General features: G+C 55.8%; 20 protein-coding genes. 4 read left to right on the top strand and 16 right to left on the bottom strand.

Annotated features, from left to right (window positions below; all coding sequences use genetic code 11):
- Positions 1-134: 134 nt before the first annotated feature.
- The gene (locus tag DCO57_RS17485; protein ID WP_205756198.1) at positions 135-515 is read left to right on the top strand and encodes a DUF4158 domain-containing protein; all 381 of its coding nucleotides are present in this window, start codon (positions 135-137) and stop codon (positions 513-515) included.
- A gap of 149 nt (positions 516-664) precedes the next feature.
- A complete protein-coding gene (locus DCO57_RS17490; protein ID WP_116700195.1) occupies positions 665-1,081 on the top strand; it encodes a thermonuclease family protein in 417 nt (138 codons plus the stop codon).
- A 26-nt stretch (positions 1,082-1,107) separates the two neighbouring features.
- Here DCO57_RS17490 and repC read toward each other — a convergent pair whose 3' ends face one another.
- The 10 genes from repC to DCO57_RS17540 all read right to left on the bottom strand — a co-directional run bounded on the left by repC (position 1,108) and on the right by DCO57_RS17540 (position 12,844).
- Positions 1,108-2,379, bottom strand: a complete 1,272-nt coding sequence (repC, locus tag DCO57_RS17495) for a plasmid replication protein RepC (RefSeq protein ID WP_208978012.1) — start codon at positions 2,377-2,379, stop codon at positions 1,108-1,110.
- A 268-nt stretch (positions 2,380-2,647) separates the two neighbouring features.
- Positions 2,648-3,643 carry a plasmid partitioning protein RepB gene (gene repB / locus DCO57_RS17500; protein WP_116700197.1) on the bottom strand — a complete coding sequence of 332 codons (996 nt, stop codon included), beginning with the start codon at positions 3,641-3,643 and terminating at the stop codon, positions 2,648-2,650.
- Positions 3,644-3,645: 2 nt separating this feature from the next.
- Entirely contained in the window at positions 3,646-4,884 is a 1,239-nt protein-coding gene (gene repA, locus DCO57_RS17505; protein WP_116700198.1) for a plasmid partitioning protein RepA, read from the bottom strand.
- 618 nt (positions 4,885-5,502) lie between these two features.
- A complete protein-coding gene (locus DCO57_RS17510) occupies positions 5,503-6,699 on the bottom strand; it encodes a mandelate racemase/muconate lactonizing enzyme family protein (RefSeq protein WP_116700199.1) in 1,197 nt (398 codons plus the stop codon).
- Positions 6,699-7,607 carry a D-2-hydroxyacid dehydrogenase gene (locus DCO57_RS17515; protein ID WP_116700200.1) on the bottom strand — a complete coding sequence of 303 codons (909 nt, stop codon included), beginning with the start codon at positions 7,605-7,607 and terminating at the stop codon, positions 6,699-6,701. Before DCO57_RS17515 ends, DCO57_RS17510 begins: the two co-directional genes overlap by 1 nt.
- Positions 7,604-9,100, bottom strand: coding sequence for an aldehyde dehydrogenase (locus DCO57_RS17520; RefSeq protein ID WP_116700201.1), 1,497 nt, complete (start codon positions 9,098-9,100; stop codon positions 7,604-7,606). Before DCO57_RS17520 ends, DCO57_RS17515 begins: the two co-directional genes overlap by 4 nt.
- 22 nt (positions 9,101-9,122) lie before the next feature.
- Positions 9,123-9,923: an ABC transporter permease gene (locus tag DCO57_RS17525; protein ID WP_116700202.1), complete on the bottom strand. Its 801-nt coding sequence runs from the start codon at positions 9,921-9,923 to the stop codon at positions 9,123-9,125.
- Positions 9,910-10,677 (bottom strand): ABC transporter ATP-binding protein, encoded by a 768-nt coding sequence (locus DCO57_RS17530; RefSeq protein ID WP_116700203.1) that lies wholly within the window; start codon positions 10,675-10,677, stop codon positions 9,910-9,912. Before DCO57_RS17530 ends, DCO57_RS17525 begins: the two co-directional genes overlap by 14 nt.
- 58 nt (positions 10,678-10,735) lie before the next feature.
- Positions 10,736-11,737, bottom strand: a complete 1,002-nt coding sequence (locus DCO57_RS17535) for an ABC transporter substrate-binding protein (protein WP_116700204.1) — start codon at positions 11,735-11,737, stop codon at positions 10,736-10,738.
- A 48-nt stretch (positions 11,738-11,785) separates the two neighbouring features.
- Positions 11,786-12,844, bottom strand: coding sequence for a dihydrodipicolinate synthase family protein (locus DCO57_RS17540; protein WP_205756199.1), 1,059 nt, complete (start codon positions 12,842-12,844; stop codon positions 11,786-11,788).
- A gap of 131 nt (positions 12,845-12,975) precedes the next feature.
- Here DCO57_RS17540 and DCO57_RS17545 point away from each other — a divergent pair, with 131 nt between their 5' ends.
- Together DCO57_RS17545 and DCO57_RS23820 are read left to right on the top strand one after the other, a co-directional pair.
- Entirely contained in the window at positions 12,976-13,995 is a 1,020-nt protein-coding gene (locus tag DCO57_RS17545; protein ID WP_116700205.1) for a helix-turn-helix domain-containing protein, read from the top strand.
- Positions 13,996-14,145: 150 nt separating this feature from the next.
- The gene (locus DCO57_RS23820; protein WP_279629137.1) at positions 14,146-14,271 is read left to right on the top strand and encodes a WGR domain-containing protein; all 126 of its coding nucleotides are present in this window, start codon (positions 14,146-14,148) and stop codon (positions 14,269-14,271) included.
- A gap of 1,132 nt (positions 14,272-15,403) precedes the next feature.
- Here the strand turns inward: DCO57_RS23820 and DCO57_RS17555 are convergent.
- The 6 genes from DCO57_RS17555 to DCO57_RS17585 form a co-directional block, all read right to left on the bottom strand.
- Positions 15,404-15,643 (bottom strand): hypothetical protein, encoded by a 240-nt coding sequence (locus DCO57_RS17555; protein WP_133192702.1) that lies wholly within the window; start codon positions 15,641-15,643, stop codon positions 15,404-15,406.
- A gap of 252 nt (positions 15,644-15,895) precedes the next feature.
- Positions 15,896-16,762, bottom strand: a complete 867-nt coding sequence (locus DCO57_RS17560; protein WP_116700207.1) for a DUF932 domain-containing protein — start codon at positions 16,760-16,762, stop codon at positions 15,896-15,898.
- Between the two features lie 791 nt (positions 16,763-17,553).
- Positions 17,554-17,907, bottom strand: coding sequence for a hypothetical protein (locus DCO57_RS17570; protein ID WP_116700209.1), 354 nt, complete (start codon positions 17,905-17,907; stop codon positions 17,554-17,556).
- A gap of 24 nt (positions 17,908-17,931) precedes the next feature.
- Positions 17,932-18,225 carry a hypothetical protein gene (locus DCO57_RS17575; RefSeq protein ID WP_116700210.1) on the bottom strand — a complete coding sequence of 98 codons (294 nt, stop codon included), beginning with the start codon at positions 18,223-18,225 and terminating at the stop codon, positions 17,932-17,934.
- 365 nt (positions 18,226-18,590) lie between these two features.
- Positions 18,591-19,244, bottom strand: a complete 654-nt coding sequence (locus tag DCO57_RS17580; protein ID WP_116700211.1) for an SOS response-associated peptidase — start codon at positions 19,242-19,244, stop codon at positions 18,591-18,593.
- A 282-nt stretch (positions 19,245-19,526) separates the two neighbouring features.
- Complete coding sequence (locus DCO57_RS17585) at positions 19,527-21,407, bottom strand: ParB/RepB/Spo0J family partition protein (RefSeq protein ID WP_165814778.1); 1,881 nt, start codon at positions 21,405-21,407, stop codon at positions 19,527-19,529.
- Between the last annotated feature and the right edge of the window lie 263 nt (positions 21,408-21,670).

Genomic DNA, 21,670 nt, shown 5'->3' on the forward strand with positions numbered 1-21,670 from the left:
CAAGCCTATGTGGCCCAGTCGTCCCGAAGCTGCGATTTTGGCCAACTCGCAGAACGTTGTGGGAACATGGCTTGCAGCATTGACCCGAGAAGCGCCCGGTCGTGACATTTCGCTCCAATTTGAGGAGCGTTTTAATGAGTACGAGTATTTCTAGTTCTGATTTCATCGGCCAGTGGAGCCTGAGCTTCGCCGACATTGATTTCATCAATTCCAAACCCGCCGCTACGAGGCTCGGCTTGGCCGCGCAGTTGAAGTTTTTCAGTGCTCGCGGTTTCTTCGCTGAGGATGGCATATTGGTCTCGCACGATGCTGGCGAATATCTGGCTGAGCAGATCGGCGTTCCAGCCGACGAGCTGTCCAGCTATGATTTCGGCGGGAGAACAGCCCGTCGGCATTGCGCCGAGATTTTACAGTATCTCGGCTTTGGCCGCATGACGCGACGAGACCGGGAAGCGCTTTCCTGCTGGATTATCGGCGAGCTTTGCCCGTCTGGACAATCCGTCGGCGCAAGCTAGAGGCGGTATTTCTTTGGTGCCGGGCTCTCGGTACCGCGGCGCGGGCACTGGCTTAAAAAGAGGCTAACGGTTTAAAAACTTCCGGCACCGTGGTCGCGTCGATCTGCGCGGCCTTCGAGCCAAACTCCCCGAACAGAAAATCGAATCCGATGATCCGCATTCTAACTGCCCTCGCCCTTTGCCTCACTGTCGTTCCCGCCAGCGCGGACGAATGGACCAGCGCGGTTTCGCGCGTAATCGATGGCGATACGTTCCAGCTTTCGCGGCCGCTGGTGCGGATCCGCCTGTGCGGCGTCGATACGCCGGAGCGTGGGCAGCGTGGTTACCGCGAAGCGGCGCAGTACGTTCAAACACTTGTTTCCGGTAGAAAAGTGCAGTGTCGAACAGTTGGCGAAGGCACCCCTTGCGACGGCCGATCGCGCAAGAAATCGTATGACCGCTTCGTAGCTCAATGCTTCGTTGACGGGCAGGACATTGCGCTGAAGCTTGTTGAAACCGGACACGCCTGCGCCTGGCCGCGGTACTCCGGCAAGCATTATGTGCGGCAAGCGCGCTGCGTTCGCTAGCCCACTCCAGGCCAAAAATGCGCGCCTCACAACACCAGCCCATGGAGTGACTTGTGCAGGTGGAGTTTACCGTCCCCTGCCCTGTCGATCATTGCGCGGAAATAGCCTCCCGGGGATGTAATTTGCTCGGGATCACGGAGGGCTTTTTCTGCGACGACGGCCAGACATGCGGCGGCGAGATACCTGCCTTGCCGCTCGACAGCATTCTGGTATCCAGCTGGACTTAGCCCGATCAGCATCCGCAACTGATCAGCCGCGATGCAGAGCATTGCCCAATTTGAGAATGACAGACCCAGTTCATCCTGGACGTTGGAGCATGCAGATTTGATGAGGCCTATTGAAACACCGTCGAGGTTTGTTTCTCCGGATTTGCCTCCTGCAGCCTTTGCCGATTGGCGATTTGGCTGTTGTTTTCGAATGGCGGCTCCGCCAGGCTCCTTTTCAAGAGCCTCTTCAGCGGCTTTGCCGCTGTCAGGTTTGTTTTTGATTTCTTGCTCGTTAGAGCAAGGCCGCTTTTGCTTACGTTCAAATGAGTCTGTTGGGGTTGTAATAGATATAGGGCTGACATCAATGTCACCCGCGGATGACATTTCATTCACATTTTCTGATTCAGTTTCAGCTGCTTGTGCCTCAAAGGTTGCTACGGCTTCGTGATACAGAGCCTCCACCCGCTTTGCCTTTTCCAAGGGTTCCAGGTTTTCCAAGTCAAGGATGACATTCAACCGGGTGATATAAGTCTCATAGTCACTGCCAAGAGCGTCGACCAGATCGACAATCGCGCGGGCAAAGCGCGTGACCGCCCGCTTTGCTTCCTGCAGCGCCTTGATCCGCTGCTGAAATGACGTCGCTTGATCCTTGAACGCCTGGAGGTTGAAACAGGCAGGTGTAAAATCAAGACCGTAGGCTTGCTCCTGAGAACCGCCAGCGTTCCGGTAAACATAGCGGCGGCCGGTCGGGCTGTCGCGATACGCCAGGATCCCCACCTCGACGAGTTTCTTCAGACAACGCGTGACGGTCCGTGGTGTGCGGCGGGTGTACTCCGCAAGACGCTGGTTTGAAATGGCCACAACGGGACGGCGCCCGACGTTGAAATCTTCGGCCTGGACGAGCCCCAGCAGGATATCCAGGACATGATAGGCGGTTCCATCGATCCCTAACGCCGGCGCGACACGTTTGAGAACCAGGGACAGATCCCTTTTGGCAACTTGGGGTCGGTCTCCTTGGGACGCTAGATTCGCGCTCGCAAGAATTCCCGGCGTCACCTTCCGAAAGGAAGAGACGTTCGAAACAGCAGGCATAACAACCTCCATTCACCAACGCAGATCAACGCGCGGCGCTATTTTTCTCGGGAGGTTCAACATCAAGGAATCGGCAGAAATCCACCGTCCACACAAGATGGATCTTGCGCGTGATTCGGAATTCGCCTAAAACAGGAGGGTGTTGAGGTTCCTGTTTGGACTTTCCAAGTTGAACCCTGATTAAAGGGACTGAACGGTTGCCGCCGTTCGGTCTCTTTTCATTTTCGCAATTTGATCTTTGTCACTTCCTCCAGTTTTCAGTTTCCACTTAGTTTTTTGATTTCGCATTTCGGAGCTGAAATTCTCGGTAAACCTCGGACAGGTGTTCTCCGAGCCATTGCGCGAACTCGACCTCAGATTTCGGTATAGTGAAAGTCGTCACAGACGATGTCCGCGTCATTTTTGCGAGCACTGCGCCGTTCGTAGTGATTTCTTCGCTGAATCTACCGGCCGTTGATGATTTTTTCCTCTTACCTCTCGCGGCAAGCAGCGCCATTGTCATTCTATCCTGACCATTGGCAGTTTTGAATTCAGCTGTATCAACGATTGTCCGAACACGTTTCTCTGCACCTGGATCATCAAATAGCTTTGCTAGCTCCATCCAAGCAGGTCGACCAACGTTCTTTGCCCTACCGATTGCTCGGATTATATCGAACGGTATGCTGTCGGCGATCTTCAACATGTTCGAAATAACAGTTTGGACTTGGCCTAGAACCGGCTGCATTTCGCGTTGCTTCAGACCCGCCTCGCGCAATTGAGCTGCCCACAATGCCATTTCGGCAAATGTCAGATTTTCTCTGACGCCATTTTCGAGTGACTGTTCCTTGATCAGCTCCGAGTCGCTTAGCTTGCGAACGTAGGCCTTAATCTTGATGGTTTCCGGCCTCGCAGACTCCGCCATCAGCGCTCGGATAGCCAGCAATCGCCGATGTCCATACGCCAACTGATAGCGGTCTTGTTGGGCAGGGTTGGGGCGCACAAGGACTGGTATTTTCTGGCCCTCATTTTGAATGGAGAGCTTAAGCTCTTCGAGTGCCTCCCTTGCCTCCTCGTCCGTTTCAAACCGGTCAGAAAACGGGCTCCCATCGATCTTCGACGGATCCAGGGAAACAATGCTGTCCTCGCGCAGATGGGACAAGGCGCGCCCCATGGAATTCACGACTGGAGCTGTCACCTTCTGGGTCGTAGCGGTCTCAGAGGGCTCGTGTTTGTCAGCGGCGGCTGCAGTCGCGTCAGCCATCATTTTGACGATCGACTTCTTCATGCTCAAACCTCCCTGCCCCACACATCATTGATCAAGTCGAGGATTTCGGAGTTTACGCGATCAGCACTTTCTAGCGCACGTTTCAGCGTCTCACGGCCAACTTCCCCAGGCTCGATTTCGTAAAGCGTTTTCTTGGCTACGCCAGCAGATGCGATAGCCGTCGACTCGATCGCCTCGGCGACGAGAACATCGGTGCCGAACAGATCACGCATGGTGCCGGACATGATTTTTTGCGGACCGTCGTTCGGGTTGACACGGGTCAGCAAAAACTTCGTGAAGTCATGCTCGAAGACCGCCCCACCCTCAGAAAGAGTGTGGGTTACGTCAGAGATCATTTTCAGGAACTGTGAACAGGAAGATACATCTAACATCGCCGGATGCACAGTGACGATCAGTCCGGTAGCAGCATAGAGAGCCGCCATTGTAGTGTATCCGAGCGATGGCGGTGTATCGAGAACGACTATGTCATAAAATTCCTCAACCGATTGTATCACTGCATCAAGGCGCTGGAAGAACAGCCCCAATTCATCGGTCCTTCTCTCGGCGAGAGCAGTCGGTGTATCGTATTCGAAGTCCATCAGTCGTAGATTTCCGCAGGCAAGATGAATGCCCGGAAAATATGTTTCCCGAATAACCTCAGAGAACGGAATTCGGTAATTGTCGTATCTCAACGCATCATAAGTTGTTTCAGTACGCTCGTCCTCACCCTCACCTGACCTCAGGTCCCGGTCCGGCTGAATACCAAATGTGGTTGTCATCGAGGCCTGAGGGTCTAGATCGACGCACAGAACCCGATATCCCTGCAAAGCGAGATAGTGTGCGAGGTGAACGGATGTCGTGGTCTTGGAGCTCCCACCTTTGAAGTTTGCTGCCGCGATCACCTGCAATTTCTCACCCGGACGACGATGCGGCATGAAGCGCAATGCATCGTCGGGCCGAAGCTTGGCAAGAAATGCTCTAAGCTCCCAGACTTGTTGGATCGTGTAGATACGGCGGTTATTGTCGGCCCGATGCGGTTGAGGCCCCTTTCCTTCAAGTGTCAGGGTTCTCAGCGTGCTCTCAGGTACACCTAGCAGCCGAACCAAGTCGGTCGTGGAAAAGGTTCGGCCAAACATCTTCCGCGCTTCCGGCGGATAGGTCATTTCACGCATGGTCTGCAAACGGTCAGACAGCTTCTGCGTGAAACTTTCTATTTTCGCGGTAGTATCGCGTCCGCTGGCAATTTGTTCGGTTGCGACCATAAATTCTCTCTGACGGTTTTTTTGCCGTTTCCAGCATCATTCCGTCATGAATGCCGGATTCCGACCAGCCTTGCAAGAAGTTTTAAGTTAATAAAGTCCTAACGCCAAACGGCGGTGGCCAGGGCAACCGGAATTCTGGCAAAGTCCCTCCGCCAAAGACAGTCAACTCCTTTTTCCGCTTCGATGCCTGGCCTCGCAAAGCCTTGTTCTGGTTGCGTTTTACGAGATTGTTTGTCAATGCCTCTGACCATAGCCGCTCTAATAACGGCTTGTCGCAAACTTTCCCCGGTTAACTCGGCGCTGAGACTTTGTCGCTGAGAAGGTGCCAGATTTGTCGGAGCCGCAGACCATGATTCTCAAAGCCAAGTTTGAAAGCTGAAATGCCAATCGAAAGGAGATTTCAGAGGGCAGCAGCTCAGGAAGCTGTCTGGCTGACAGAAACCAACGGACGCACGATTGCCCAGGTTGCCGAAGATTCAGGCTTCCGACGCTTACCCGGCAGAAGCGGCGTTACACGAAGACGAGGGACAGTTGTCATGGCGACTCGGTCGCCGCGAATCATCTTGACTAGGGTTTTGCTTGTGACGGTTCTGAACTGATGTGGTGGATGCCCCAACTTCACCCCCAACTACTATCAGGAGGCGGTCCGAAGTCGATGAGGGCGCAGGAATAGACAGCCGCCTCATCAAAGGGATACCGGGCTTCCATTTCAGCAGTCAATGTAAGTCCCAGACCTGGTGCGGTTGGCCTCAGCAATTGTCCATCAACAATCACCCCTTGACCGGATATCATCTCCGCACCGAGCGGGAAATCCAGCATGGGATATTCCACTAGCTTGCCCCCAGCCGCAAAAGCGGCATGATAGCTCGCCATAATCGCGGCCGCGCCTCCCCAGGCATGAACGACCACATCAGTCCCCTTTGCCTTGCCCGCCTCAAAAACATCCATCACGGCAGAAATCCCTCCCATCACAGATGCGTCCGGCTGTACGAAATCATAGACCTCGCCGTTGATCCGTTCGATCATCTCTTTCGGGGTGGTTACTATTTCTCCGCCACAAACGGGCACGTTGATCTTGCCGCGCAACTCGCGGAACTCCTCCGGGCAATCGGGGCCAAGCGCCTCCTCGACGAAAATCATCCGACGATCGGTCTTCGAGTGAACAGCCTCGACGAACTGAACAACATCGTGAACGGCTTGAGGAGGGTCGGCGAGATTCTGGCACATGTCGACGCCGACTTGGATACCACGCTTTCCGGCCTCCTCGAGTACCCAGGCCGTACGCAGGATGTCGCTCTTGACCGACCGGATCTTGTATCGGGTGATGCCCAGTTTCTGCAGCTGTTCCAACTCGCGGATGAACTGCTCCTTGGCGTCACAACATCCCCCGGAGCCATAGATAGGAACGCGATCCATCTTTGCACCACCGAGAAGGTCGTACACGGGAACCCCAAGCGATTTCCCTTTTGCATCCTGAAGTGCAATTTCGAACGCAGCGATGACGTGACGCGCCGCGCCCTGCAGGGACCAGTAGTCACACAGACTGCGCAGATCGCGCACGCGATTGGCGATCTCAAATCCGTCCTTGCTCATCACCTGCGGCGTACAGAGATCCACGATTGACTTGAAAACCAACGGGGCGAATACGGCGAGATATCCCTCACCCAGACCTGTCACTCCGTTGTCCAGAGTTATCTCGACCATCCCGATGGTACGCTTCGGCCCGTTCGGAAAGCACTCCTTGATCTCCGGATCGTCCGCATCCGCATAAGGCGAGCTCAGCAGGATGCAGCGTACATTTGCGATTGCAGGCATCAGTAACCTCTTGTCATCTTTACAATGCCCTGGAGCGGCTGCCCGGTTCGATAGCGAGCGAGATTTTCCAAGAAAACATCAATCTTGCGATCCAATTCATCCGTGGTGCCACCGCCAGAGTGCTGCGTCAGGATTGTATTGGGACAAGTCCAGAATGGATGATCCGGGGGCAGCGGCTCATCGACTGTCACATCCAGAACCGCGCCGCCAATGCGGCCGGTATTCAACATCTCGGCCAAAGCGTCTTCATCGACGATCGAGCCCCGCCCAAGATTGGCGAAAATGGCATGCGCCGGGATGAGGGCAAGCCGCTCGCGGCCAAACAGGCCACGCGTTGCGACTGTGTCCGGTGCCGTACAGACCACGATGTCAGCGCCGGTCAACGCGTCGTCGAGCTCCTGTACCGGCGTCGTGCTGTGAATGGCCATCACCTCGCAATCGAATGGCAGCAGTATCTGGGCAAGGCGTCTGTTTATCGCGCCAAAGCCGACCATCACGACCCGGGCATTCCGGATTGATCGCAGGCAAGTCCTCAGAGTATCCCCCATCCACGACTTCGCCGACTTGAGCTGAACCACACGATCAATGCCGCGGGTCAGCCCCAGAATTCCCGCAAGGGCCGTCTCGGCAACGGGATCGGAGAAAAAACCGGCCAGATTCGTAAGCGACAACCGGTTCTCCAGCCGCGACCAATCGAGGCCCATGTATTCGCCAAATCCTACCGATTCCAGCTGAACCCAACGCAGGGTTTCGACGGCTTCCAACCGGTCTGCTTCAGGGTTTCCGAAGGCAATTTCACAGCCTTCGAGTTCTCCGTCTGCCTCCAGCGTATAGTTGCCGACACCGTCCTGCAGACGTACCCATTGGTCCTCCGACAGATCCAGACAGACTGCGATACGAGCGCTCATGCACCCCCGCCAGTGCTGATCCAAATCGTCTTGGTCTGGAGATACTGGTCCAGCGCCTCTGTACCATTATCCCGGGCAAGGGAGCCGGAGCGCTTGTAACCACCGAACGGCGTCTTGATATCGCCTTCGGAGAATCCGTTGACCGATACGGTTCCACACGGCAATCTGCGTGCCATATACAGTGCGCGGTCGATATCCCGGGTGAAGACGGTCGCATGAAGACCGTAGTCCGTATCCATGGCGAGCTTCAGCGCCTGGTCCATTCCATCAACAGCCAGAACGCCCAACACCGGACCGAAAATCTCTTCACGGGAAATGGTCATTTCGGGCGTCAGGCCTGCAAAGACCACCGGATCTATAAAATATCCCGATCCTTCACGGGCTCCGCCGACCAGCATCTTCCCGCCTTCGGCACAGCCTTTGGCAATGTAACCCGTAACGCGCTCCATATGCTCCTGCGTTACCATGGCGCCGATATCTGTCGACGGGTCGAGAGGATCTCCAACGACATACTCCGCAGCGCGCGCTGTCACCTTTTCAATAAAGCTGTCTGCGATCCGCTTATCGACGATTTGGCGCATGTTCGCCGAACAGTTCTGTCCGCCGTTCCAGAATGCGGAATTGACGGCGTGGTCTATCAAATCATCCGAGAGGTCGGCATCATCGAGCACGATGAACGGACTTTTTCCTCCCATCTCAAGGCCGACAACCTTCAGGTTGCTCTCGCCAGCATAGCGAAGAAAATAGCCCCCGACCTCTGTCGAGCCCGTAAAGGAAACGATGTCGATATCAGCATGACGTCCGATCGCCTGGCCGGTTGTTTCCCCCAGGCCAGGGAGGACATTCAAGACTCCGTCAGGCAGCCCTGCCTCTTTCGCAAGTTCAGCAAGGCGCAGTGCGGTCAGAGGCGTTTGTTCGGCCGGTTTGACCAGGCAGGAACAACCTGCTGCAAGTGCCGGTGCAACCTTCCACGCCGCCATCAACAGCGGAAAGTTCCAGGGCAAAACCAACCCGACGACACCGGCGGGCTCCCTGACAACCAGCGCCAGTGCGTCCTCGCCAGTGGGAGCGACCTTGCCGAAGGTTTTGTCGATCAACTCGCCATACCACTGAAAGAAGTTCGCAACCTCGGTCCCGATTTCATGGAGGCAATCCGTGATCGTCTTGCCGCTGTCAAGACTCTCCATGACGGCGAGTTCTTGGGCGTTCTCACGGATCAGCTCCGCAAGCTTGAGCAAGACCTCCTTGCGCGCTTCAGGAGCGCTTCTTGACCAGACGCCATCAGCAAAGCTGCGTCTTGCGGCCACAACTGCGCGGTCCACGTCAGCGCCCGTACAATGGGCCACCGCTGCTATTGCTTCACCGGTGGCAGGATTGATTGTCGTAAATCTGTTGCCATCAGATGCCTCGGCAAAGGCGCCATCGATGAAGGCAAGATTTGGAATCGTCAGAGAAGTCGCAATTCCCTGTGCTTTTTCTTTCGTTATTTCCATTGTCTCTCTCCGATCAAAATTATCACCCGCGCCGCACCGAGATATGCCAGGGGATCATCAGCCGCTCGGCAATTGTCACGATGCCGAACAAGCAGAGGCCGATAAGGGTCAGGAAGAAGATCCCGGCGAAAGCGAGATCCGGGCGCATGTTGCCGGTCACGATCTGGATGTAGAAACCAAGTCCTTCGTCGGATCCGATGAATTCAGCAATGGCCGCCCCAACGGTTGCGTTGATGGCGGCGTATTTGAACCCCACAAAACACTGCGGCAGTGCCGCCGGCAGCCGAATCTTCAGGAACGTGCGCCAGGCACCGCCACCTGTGGAGCGGCTGAACAGCGTCAATTCCTCGCTCAGCGAGTTGAATGCGAGGATTGCATTCAAAACGATCGGGAAGAAGCAGACGAGGAAGACGATGATCACCTTGGGCAGCAAACCGAAGCCGAGCCAGGAGATAAACAGCGGGGCGAACGCAATCTTCGGAACCATCTCGATGCAGACCAGAAACGGGTAGAGCGTACGTTTCAAAACGCTCGAGAAGGCGATCGCGAGACCCAGCGGCAGGGCGAAGACAATCGCGATTACAAATCCCAACAGCGTCTCAAAGCCGGTCACATAGGTGTAGTAAAGAAGTCGCTCCAGATCTGCAGCGCCCTTCTCAACGATCAGGGACGGCGGCGTCAGAATATAGCGCGGTATATCGAACCACTGGATTGAATACTCCCAGAACAGGAAGAACCCGACAAAGAAGACAACGAACATCCAGGAGTTTTTCAGATGTACCTTGAGAGCTGCGAAGTACGGTTTTTTATCAAATGACGCCATAGCTTCGAAAGATCTCCTGTGCTTCTCGGACATGGGCGCTAAATTCCGGGGAACTCTTGACCTCGAAATCTCGGGGAAACGGCAGGTCGACATCGATAATGCGTTCGATACATCCGGGCCGAGGGGTGATAACCGCGACTTTGGTTGAAAGCTGAAATGCTTCCTCGATCGAATGGGTCACGAAGATGACCGTCGGGCGTTGCTGCATCCACAAGGTCTGCAAATCCGATCTGATCCTCTCCCGGGTCATGGCATCAAGTTTGCCCAGCGGTTCATCAAGCAGCATCGTTCCCGGTGTATGAACCATCGCCTGGCAGAAGGCAGCTCTCTGCTGCATTCCACCTGACAATTCATAGGGGTGCCTGTCAGAGAATTCTTCCATATGAACCGCCGCAAGCATCTGGTCGACGCGCTCACTGTATTCGGCGGTCGACAACCCGCGCATTTCCAGTTGAAGTTCGATGTTCCCACGCACTGTCCGCCACGGAACCAGTGTGTTGTCCTGAAACATGATGCCAACGTCCGTTTGCGGACCGTTGACAGGCTTGCCACCAATCACCACCTGGCCTTCAGTCGGCTCCAAAAGCCCCGACGTCATCAGCATCAAGGTGGATTTGCCGCAGCCAGAGGGACCGAGAAGCGAAACAAATTCGCCCTGGTGAATCGTCAGGTCCACCGGACCGAATGCATGAACTGCGTCAGCCCCCTCGCCAAACACCTTCTTCACGCCATGAAATTCTATCTGATGACTCATTGGGATGCCTCTGTTCCGCCGGAGACCGCAAGGGTTCCGGCGGAAGACCTTTGCAGGATCAATCGACGAACTGATTTGTGTAGAAGGATGCCGGATCAGCATTCGGATCCAGATCATTGTACTCTTTCATCAGATTGATCATGCTTTGCCAATCGGACGGGACGTTCAGGCCAAGCTTCTTGTCCGTGTTCGCGGCAGAATAGAGAAGACCCAGAGTGACATCGAGCACCGCTCGCGCCTGGGCCTTGCCTTCGTCTTCGGCCATGGAGCCACCGACGATATCCGCGATTGACGCCACTGCCGCATCCGGATCGGCTTCTGCCTGCTTGTAGGAACTGATCGTTGCATCGACAAACCGATCGACAAGATCCGGGTTTTCCTCGATCAGTGCCTTGCGGGTGGAGATGCAGTAGCCGACCTGATCGACACCATAGTTGGAATAAGGCAGCAGAACAGGATCTTCACCGCCATTTGCCTTGATTTCTGCAGGCTTGTCATCCAGACCACCCAGCATGCCGACTGCACCACCTGCGCCTTGCAGATACGAAGATACTAGCGCTCCGTCCGGAACATTTGTGATCGTGACGTCATCTGGTGTCAGGCCGGCATCGGCAAGCACGATTGGGAAGAACGTATTCACACCCGCATTTGCTGTTGTAAGGATCTTCTTCCCTTTCAGGTCCGCGATCGATTCGACGCCGGAATCCGGCCGAATAATCACGGCTTCGGAGCCCATCGCATCAATGACTGCGACCGAAATGATCTCGGCGCCCTGACTGGCCAAATTGATCAATGCCGCGCAAGAGCCATAGGCAAAATCACTGTCTCCATTGGCGACAAGCCTGTGGGCCGAACTCGATCCATTACCGGAACGGATATCCAGATCAATGTCTGCCTCCTCATAGACTCCCTTGTCCTTGCCAAGTGCGAACCCGGCATGCGAACCGTAGTACATCCAGTTCAAACGCAGACGGGCATCATCCTCTGCACTCGCGCCGGATGTCAGGCCGATACAGGCGACGACCGCGAGCATCGCTGTTCTCAATGCTGTCTTCTTCATTTCAAAGCTCCTTTGGTAAGGTGAAGGTCGGCTGTTCTGCGCAGCCTTTTAGTTTTGTCGGATCAAGCGCGGCACGCCGATTGACTGCATCATGGCGTGAGTGGCGTCTCGGTACGCAGCCCGGATATCGCGCGTCGGAGGACGACAGCGGCTGGAAGGCAAGCCGATCAGCTCCATGCAGAGCTTGTCGAGATAACCGTCGCCAGAAGTGAATTCGTTTTCAATACTTACCCACAGCTTGTAGAAAGGCATACCTTCCTCTACGAGCATTCGTGTCAATTCCGAATAATTCTTGGACCGGGCCTCATCAATGAGTTTGATCCCCCATTCAGGCCAGAAATTGCAGTGATGCACCTCGAATGCGCGCGCCCCGAGAGACGGCATTGCGCTCATGCCGAAGAACAGATTGTTATCGATGATCGTGAAACGCTTCGAAAAGTGAGAGCAGACGTCTTCGAACTCCATCGCATCGGTGCGAGGCGCCGCCCATTTCAATCCCACGATATTCGGAATCTCGGCGAGACGTTCGACCATCGAGAAGCTGAGATTCTGGCTGGTCCAGAACGTATTGTAGATAATTATGCCGAGTTCAGGTTCGGCGGCCGCTGCGGCGCGCACATATTCTTCAAAATCGCCCTGCGTGTGGCTGAAATAATAGGGGCAAGAGACCTGGATAAAGTTTGCGCCGATACGTTTTGCAGCGTGAGCCAACTCGACAAGTTCCAGAGTGCTCGTTGACTGCGCGCCCATTGCTATTGGGACCACACCGGCAGCTTCATCAACCACGACTTCGGCAACACGAACCCTTTCATCGAAGCTCATGGTCGAGAAATCGCCGGCAGCACCTCCTGCCAGCAAGGTTGCGTAATCGCGATCCAGACCCGCATCAATCAGAAACCGAACGTAGGTGCGGAGTGCCTCCTCATTCACTTCCATTTTGGGAGTGTCCTGAAAGGGAGTGGGGATCGTCACATAGCATCCCTCCAGCATTTTCCTCAGTTGTTCCACGCCAATTTCGCTCCGTTTTGGCGCAAGTGATCCCGTTCCGCGACAGCCTATCTGCCGCGACCTCATTAGATCTGCGCTCTCAATTTTTGTTGTTTCCACCGCCTTCTCCTGAGTGCCTCAGGTGCGGTGTGACTTCATAGTCAGTCCGAATTTTGGGAAGTCGTTGACCAAAATGGCATTTAATTTTATTTTTCTTGCCAGATTTTTGTCAAATTCGAGATATTCTTCCGATGTCACATAACAAGCCTTGCCAATTCGCCATCATTCTGCAGCCGGAGTTTTCCCTGACGACACTCACGTTGGCGATTGAAGCCTTGCGCATCGCCAACCAAAATTCCGCGCAAAATCTTTTTGAGTGGGAACTGCTGTCTGAGGACGGAGAGGAAGTGCGTGCAAGCAACGGTATGTGGTTCGCGGCCAAATGCGATTTCGCGACGGCAGCACAGCCAGATGTCTGCCTGCTCCTGCAGGGAAATCTTCCGACACAGAATCTTTCCAAAAAACTTTTGGGTTATCTTCGGCGCTCTTCCAGGTTTGGCGCGATTGTCGGAGGGGCAGATAGTGCCTCATACGCCCTGGCGGAAGCAGGACTAATTGCAACCGAGAAAGCTCCGGAAACCATCCTGCATTGGGAAGCAGTCCCCTCCTTTCGAGAACTTTATCCCGATGCGAAGCCCCAAAACCAGATTTTCAGCCTGTCGGAAAACCGGGCCCAATGTGCCGGTGGCGTTGCAACCCTTGACCTGATGCTTGAGCTGATATCGCGATTTGTTGATGAAGCCATGGCCAACGAAGTTGCAAATGCCCTGATTCACATGCGGCGGCCTGGCACGACCCCGCAACGCGGTGACCAGAGTTTTGACGGTGAAGACGTGGGCCGGTCCGCCCGCATCGTAAATGCGATGAAGGAGAACATGGACTTTCCACTGACGCTTGAACAATTATCCAGAGAACTCGGCATTCCAGCTCGCACGATCTCCAGAATTTGCAAGGAGGCATATAATATGTCGCCGATGAGGCTTTACCTGCGCATACGGCTGCAGGCAGCCCGCAATTTTCTCTTTTATGAGGAAATGTCTATCGGCGAAGTCGCGGCTGCAACTGGCTTTGCAAATCCATCGACTTTCTCGCGTTGCTTTTCAAGTCAGTTCGGAAACCCGCCGTCAACGTTCCGGGCGAGCCTGAGAGAAAAGCAGAAGCTCAAGGAAAACCCGGAAATCCATCGTTTAATCCAGAAGAACGACATTTGAGAAACCCTAATGTTTGTAGACGCTTCCAATCCATCACCAAATTGAATCATTCCGGGGACTTAAATCCAAGTTTATCATTGGACGGAGCAGCCTGCTCAATCATGAAATGAGGGCATGTAACCTCGTGCCACGCAACCTCTTCTCAAGTGTCTGGATTCCACTCGGAACATGGAACGGTTCTATGGGCTGTTGATCGAGCCAACCTTATTCGGTGGATTTGCCGTGCTCCGAACGTGGGAACGGATCGGGACTTGGGGCAGGACTCGCCTCGACTAATTTTCCGACGTGGCTGCCGCCAAAAGCCATCAACAGAAACTGGCGATCCAGAAGCCCAAGCTAGGGCATGTACTGGATTGAGACTATTCACGACCCGTCCTTCACCTGTTTACCTCCAACTTGGGGAGATCGCTTTTTCTCTGCCTCATATCGGATTATGTGGCCATCCTGCTTTGCCAGAATTCCCAGAACCCCCAAGCGCCATAGTGGTAGCAGCCGGTAAGCTTCCGAAGGAGCGCCGGATCACACTGACTGGCCATCGGAATCGTCACAACGGAGCGGGTCAGGAACACCCGGCGAGCTCCGGCAGCCCAGACGTCTTGCAGCTCATGTCACCAGATCGCGGGGCAGTGTGGTGACTGCTCCTGGGCAGTCCCGGTGAATGCAGCGCGCGAAACCCTTTCAAAACCGGCTCGCCCATTTGAGAATGACGCCCCGGCGGACCAAACACCATGCCCCGCCCGGATGGCTTCAACATCTGCCGCACTCGACGCAAAGCAATGACACGCCCAAACCGCCTAGAAAATGTTCCACATGGGAAAGCGAGACCACTAGAGGCGCGGAGAGACTGAGCCCTAAAACATCACAACGACTTACCTAAGCACAGCGAGGTCGACAAGTTGGCAGCGTTCCATCACTTATAGCAACTGCTATAACTCCGATTACCCGCACAGGTCATTTTGTGGGCTGTCCGTATTCCAAATTTTATAGCAATTGCTATGCGCGCCTTTTTCCTACCCAAGGGACTTACTCTAAAGTCAACCGGTTCGATAGATACTGCATTTTTCTAAGCTCTGCGCTCTTTCATTCGCTCCCGAAACGCCAAAACGTGTCCGCGTGCGACATTTCAAGCGTTTCTGCATTCTCATGATCAAACGAAACCGGAAACAGGGCAACAAACCAGGAAGGCTCGTCGTAACTCGCACCGTTGAGAAGAGGGAACGCCGCTTTGATATGTTAGTGGGCCTGAAAGAACAGCCGATTTATGAGTGTGCGTGGAACCAAAGTCCTGCCTTTGGCTGCTTATGCATATTCCAAAACAGGTCGGAATAATTGGATCCAGGCGATTAAGTCTGGCACGCATGTTTGTGGCAGCGCTCTACAGCACAAATTTCGTTCGAGCTGTGATCACTCAAAATAAATGCAGAAACCAGTGTGCCCGTGTTTGGCGCCAGAACAGCGCAGGCCCTGCAAGATCCAGATATTCAACCATCCATCGAGCGCCGGCAAAGAGCGAAATAAGGCATTCGCCGAATTCGTCGATGACAAGCGGCTTACTGATTTTCGGCGCCTTGGGAATCGGCCTGTTGTCGCGTAGATGTATGGTAGTGAACATTGCCTTTTGGCGGCGAGAGTAGATAGGCGTTTTCATGACGGGTCGCCCTGAGTTGTATTTCTGAGGCGGACTAATGGGCAAGCCCCCTCACCTGTTATCCGGCATATGCGGCCAGGTACTGCTCCATGAAACCTACCAGCGTCGGATGCTCCTTGGCGTTCGACAGAAACACATCAACCCACGGGCTCGAAAAGTAAGGTCCGTCGGGACTGAATAGAGGCAGATCTTGAACCGGAAGCCCCCGCAACGCACTGGCGGCAGAGATTCCTGCCGCCAGTGCGTTGCGCGTTAGGCTGCGGCTTTCAAGCCTTTCAGTTCCGCCATCTTTTCAGAAAGCGTCCAAAGGGCCTTGTTCAGTTTCACGTCCTGATCGATCCCCTTGATCGCTCGTGAGCACGTGCGCCGGATGCGTCCGTTCTCGTCCCTGAATGCGGCTCTCAGACCTCCCCGCATGGCGTTTTCCTGAACGACGTTGAAAGTGGTCCAAAGGTCATTTTCCCGGTCGCCCGTGCGGCGGGCGTTCAAAAGCTGGCTCGGCTGAATGCGGGTTGTGGTTTCCCCTTCGCTGTCTCCGAAGCGGGCAATGTGCGCAGCCTCCGCAAACGCCTGCTTTTCGTCGCGGTCGAGGATAAGCCCGCTCCAATCGGCTGGCGCTGCAAGGGCTTTTTCCGCTTCCTTCATCACGCGGAACGTGCCGTCAATCACCTTGTGTCGCACGTCTCCACTGTGGCGAACCTTCACGCTTTCGAGGGTGGGGGTCTGGGCGACAAGGGAATTCAGGCATCGGATGCGGAACAATCCGGCCATGATGTCGAAAGCGGCCGTGCCGTCATTTGCGTTCTTGAGCAGGATTTCGCAAACGGTATCACCAACACAAAACTTGGCATCGTGGTCGAGACGGCGAAGCCGGATCAAGTGCTTGGTGAAGTCCTTCTTGCTGGCATCTCGGGTCCGGCCTTGCTTCACACCAACCGGCATGAACCCTTCGTCCATCAGGGCACGCAGTACCTCGATGGTCGGGATCGGCTGGAACCGTTCGGAACGGCTCTCATGGGCTGAGGCTGCAAAGATAGACGGAGCACTCCGGCGCATTTCGTCTTCGCTGAGGGCACGGGCGGAATCAAAGCGTGCGGTGCGGGCATATACTGAGTTCATTGGTTTGCTCCTGTTTCCTGAACTTGGCCGGGTTGGCTCGTTTCATTTTCCGCGTCGTCGGAAACGGGGGCGGTGGGTCAAGGACCGGATGCGGGGAGGGGGATCACCCGCGCGCACAAGGCGAGAGCCGCGGAGCGTGGGGACACCCCGCAGAAGGCCGCGCAGCGGTCTATCCTTGATCTGCCGGGGGGCGGAGCCCCTTCTTTCAAGAGAAAAGCCCGGCTCAAAGCCGGACGAATTTTCATGGGGTAGGCGCGCGGGTCAGGTTCGCAGAAGGAGCGCGATCGGGCCGGTGTGCCGGCGCGATCCTGTTGCTTTGGAGAACCTGGACCGCGCGCCGTAGGGGCAACGCCCCTGCTGAGGATCAGCCCGGTCCGTCAGGGCTGGTCCGGTCCAGCAACCGACCGGTCAGCCCTTGTCGTCGCGCTCAAAGAGCTCCAATTGAGACATGGCTGAACCCTGCTCTTAGATAGCTTTGTTGATTTTTGGGCAGAAAGTGCTACATTTGGGACCGGAGAGAGACGACAGGTTTCCCCGCCGCCTCCTTTCCTAGATCACGAATTGAACTCGGAGTTTCACTGTCCAGGTGGTCCGAGTTCTTTTCATTTCTAGGGTAACGCTAATGGGTATGAACCACATCGCATTACCTCCGGTTTGAGGGCAAGGCCGTTGCCTCGGCCGGGCTGGCCGATCCTGCCCGGTCGCGCCCCTGGACTGGCGCTGCTGCTTCCGCCCTCAAAACTGATTGGCTCACCGACAGCACATCTGGCGGTCAATAGGTTAACGAGACGTTAACCCATACTGTCGCCGTAAAGAGACGCATGCGCGTCTTGAACCGCTTCGTATGCCTCTGCCTTGACGACTTGCTCGCAAGTGCGGAGTTCGGGCAATCCGAAGGTTTCAGAGGCCATCTTCCGAAATTCCAGATAGTCGTCAGAGTCAAGGATTTGGCACTGGATCGCTACAGAGCGAACCATACTGGACACATCATCGACCCACCTTTCATAGATCGCACTAATTTGAATACTGTCAAAGCGCTCGTCAGCGAGCCGCAAGGCGTTGTTGAGTTTTGCTTTCCGGCGCACTGACGGCCAATAGTCGGCGGCGTTTGCATCGACGCTCGGGATTGTTTTCGGTTTCGGCATATCAAAATCTCCTGTCGATGGGGATTAGCGGAAGGCGAAGCCGGGTTGATCGGCTTGTCCGAAAACTGAGATTTCGAGCTGAACAGCCTCTTCCAGTTCCAGCCGGTACTTACGAGCGCTCCGCAGTAGCCCACGGCGCGACGAATATCGCTCAAGCATCCGGCAAGAGCCGAACAGGGAGAACAGGACGGCCCGGCCAGTAACCGGATTCACACCCGTTTTTCCGACATAGTACTTCCGCCCGTTGGCGTTGACGGCCTCCGGTTCCTCGCTTGCCCTGATTTGCCGATAGAGTTTCTTCCAGTCGGTGCGGTTCATTTTGCGCTCCTCGTTCGCGGCGTATCGCCTTTCACTTTCCGCGTCGTCGGAAACGGGGGAGCCGGGTCAAGGACCATGGCAGGGAGGGGGATCACCCGCGCGCACAAGGCGCAGCCGCGGAGCGTGGGGATACCCCTGTCGTGGCCGCGCAGCGGTTTATCCTTGACCTGGCGGGGGCGGAGCCCCTTTTCGGCAAGCAATGTTCCGGCCCTGGCCGGTCATTATCCTGGGGGTAGGGGAACGGGTCAGGTTTGGAAAAGGAACGGCGGTCGAGCCGGTGTGCCGGCGCGATCATGTTGCATTGGAGGATCTGGGCCGCTCACCGTAGGGGCAATGCCCTGCCGGGGATCAGCCCGGCCCGCGTGTCAGTCGTTGCCATCCTGACGCGAGCCACGCGCAACAATATCGAGCGTACCATCCGCAAGAGGTCGCTGAAGCTCTTTCGCTTCATCCCAGGGCCCGGACAGCCAGGTTTCAATTTCATCCTGTTCCGTCAAAATAACAGGCATGGCTTTCGGGTGGATCGCGCCGACTTCCTTGTTTGGCTCGCACGTCAAAAACGCGAACAGGTCGGCGGTCACTTCGCCTTCCTTCACCTTTCGAACGCTGGTCCAGTTCGTCCAGATACCGGCAAAGACAGCAAGAGGGCGGTCTTCGTTGAAGGCGAACCAGACCGGTTCACGCGCTTTTGAATCAAACTCGGAAAAGGAATTGAACGGGACAACACAACGGTGGTCGATGCTGAGCCAGCGGCGCCAGTGCGGGCTTTTGGTGTTGCGAACGTTCGTCACGCCCTTGTCGGCCGACTTGCCTTTCAGTGCAAACGCCGGTGAAGGCATCCCCCAACGTGCCAAAGTCAATTCCCGATCATCACCGACATTGCGGACGATGGGAGCGGAGTAATCCGGATAGATACCCGGCTGCGGTGCCATGTTGCCGATAGTGTCGGCAACTTTCATCGCTCGAGTAAAATCCAGTACCGCTTGCCGCGCCGAGGTGTGGGAGTAGAGGTTGCACATCAGACCACATTTCAACAGACAGCAAAAAATAACAAGGGATCAGCCCGGCCCGTCAGGGCCGGTCCGCTTCCGTGACGACCTGGCCCGGTCAAGTGGGACATATACTTGACCGGGCCAGGGTGAAGCCCCTTATCAAACTTCAACCGGTTCCTTTAGAGGGGTCCGCCACCGGCCTCTGTTTGATCGGAAGGCAAGGGGCTCCGTATTCAATGGTAGGGTTGCCCCGGAGGGGAAAGGCTGCCCTGCGGGAGCTTTCGCAGGACAGCCTTTCAATGGGCAGCGCTACGCTGCCTCTTGAACGACTTCCTCGGACGCAGGAGCTTCGTCTGCGAACGTCATGATGTTCGGCACCCAACGCGTCCCGGCGACTTTTTCGGCTGCATAGGCTGCGGCTTCCTTTTTCTTCATCTTGAGAACGGGCGCGGCAGCTTCCTCGCCGCAGGCCTGCACAAGACTGTCATGGATGACATCGAGCTTGACGCGCGCAAAGTAGGTTTCGGCAGTCGGCTGGAAGTGATCGGCCATGTCGAGGTCCAGGGCAGCACCGATCCTGTTGCCATGATCCACGCCCGCGCCGTTGAAGCCGTCGCCATGGCTGATAGCGTTGATTGCCTGGGCCACAAGAAAGGCCTGCAATCGAAGCAATTCATCCTGCGAAACACCCATGCACCAGTCCCAAAGGTCAGCCGGATCAACCGGCAGAACCGATTTCCAGCTTTCGCGGATGCGTTCAATTGCATCGAGGTCAGCGCACTGGCCCGCGTCCTTGATGTGCGTTTCAAGGCAAGCGCTGTCGAGCGAGACCTCAACCGCCCCATGGGTCCATGCCGCCCGGTGCTCGTACAGCGTCTTGATCGCCATGGAATGAACGCCAACAACAAGGGCAAGGTTCGGGTTCTGGGCAAGCTCAAGGCGGAGCGCAGCGGTCTTGCGAGCCGTCAGCTCGGCGACCAGTGCTTTGGAGTGATCGGAACCGGCCTTTTCGTCTGACTCTGTGTCAGAGCAGGCCTGTGCTGCCACCTTCACATCCTTCGGATCGATCAAGCCGTGTTCAATGCGCAGATCGCCATGATAGCCAAGCGACAGGATCGCCCCGGCCTGTGCCTTCTGCTCGTCGCTGTACTCCGGTTTCCACGCGGCGCGGAAGTCCTCAAGAGCGTTTTCCGCTGCTTCGAAGGCGAGCCGGTCATCTTCGGCTCCCGATTGGTCGTAGACTTCGCCGGTGGTCTCGACCGCGTTTTCCAGAGTTTCAAGGTAGTTCTGTTCCTCGTCGGACAGATCGCGCGCCATGGGATAGACCCGGCCGTATTTCTGCATTTCCATATAGTCGATTTCTGGCTGGTAGCGGCACCACTTCCAGCCTTCGCCAGCAACGTCCAGGGTGAGCGCGTCGATCTTCTCGGCCACGAGTTTATCAATCAACGCCGCGTCTTCAGCATACCCACCATCTGTATTAAAGAGGTCACAGATCACCGTGCCGCCCGCCTCGCGGACAGCATCAAGGCCGCCGAGGAACTTGATGCGTTTGTCGGACTCAGGGATTTTTCCATCGGTCAACGCCTGACGAATATCGCGGCTATTGCGATAATACGGCGAAAGACTATCCCAAGCCCGTTCCTGAGCTTCATGGTCATCGCTGACGGTGAACGCCTGCAGCTGCGCTAGTTCCATTTCCCCCTTTTCGAACATCTCGAACAAGCGAGGGGAGACGCGGGCGAGCTTGAGGCGCTTCGTCACGACAAGTTCGCTTGCGCCAAAACGGGTTGCGATTTCGCTGACCGTCTTGCCATCGTCGGCCATCTGTTTGAAAGCGCGGAACTCGTCTGCCGGGGACATGCCTTCGCGCATGATGTTTTCGGCAAGGCTGATTTCGGTTGCGTCAGCCTCGTCGCTGAGAACGCACGTTACCTTGACGGATGCGGGCATTCTCTTGTTGGAAATCAGGTGCTCAATTGCCCGGAACCGACGCCCGCCTGCGGTCACAAGGTAGGTTCCCTTTTTCTCGCCTTCGCGAACGACAAGGTTCTGCAGGACACCAACTGAGGCGATGCTTTCAGCAAGCTCAACGATGCCTGCCTGCGTGTAGGTCTTGCGGACGTTCTTCGGATCCAGCGCCAGCTTCGAGAAAGAAATTTCAAGGTGGTTCGTGTTGGACTTGGTCATTTGGTTTGCTCCTGTTTCCATGAAACTTGGCCGGGCTGGCTCGTTTCATTTTCCGCGTCGTCGGAAACGGGGGAGGGCGGTCAAGGACCGGAAAGGCGGAGGGGTATCCCCGTGCGCACAAGGCGAGAGCCGCGGAGCATGGGGAGACCGCCGTTCCGGCCGCGCAGCGGTTCATCCTTGACCGGCCGGGGGCGGAGCCCCTTCAACAAACCAATGACTGGCAAAGCCAGCCAAATATCTGCAAAGCAGATCCAGCGCGAACG

It is taken from the genome of Labrenzia sp. 011, from assembly GCF_003075075.1.
In the GTDB taxonomy this organism is placed as follows: Bacteria; Pseudomonadota; Alphaproteobacteria; order Rhizobiales; family Stappiaceae; genus Roseibium.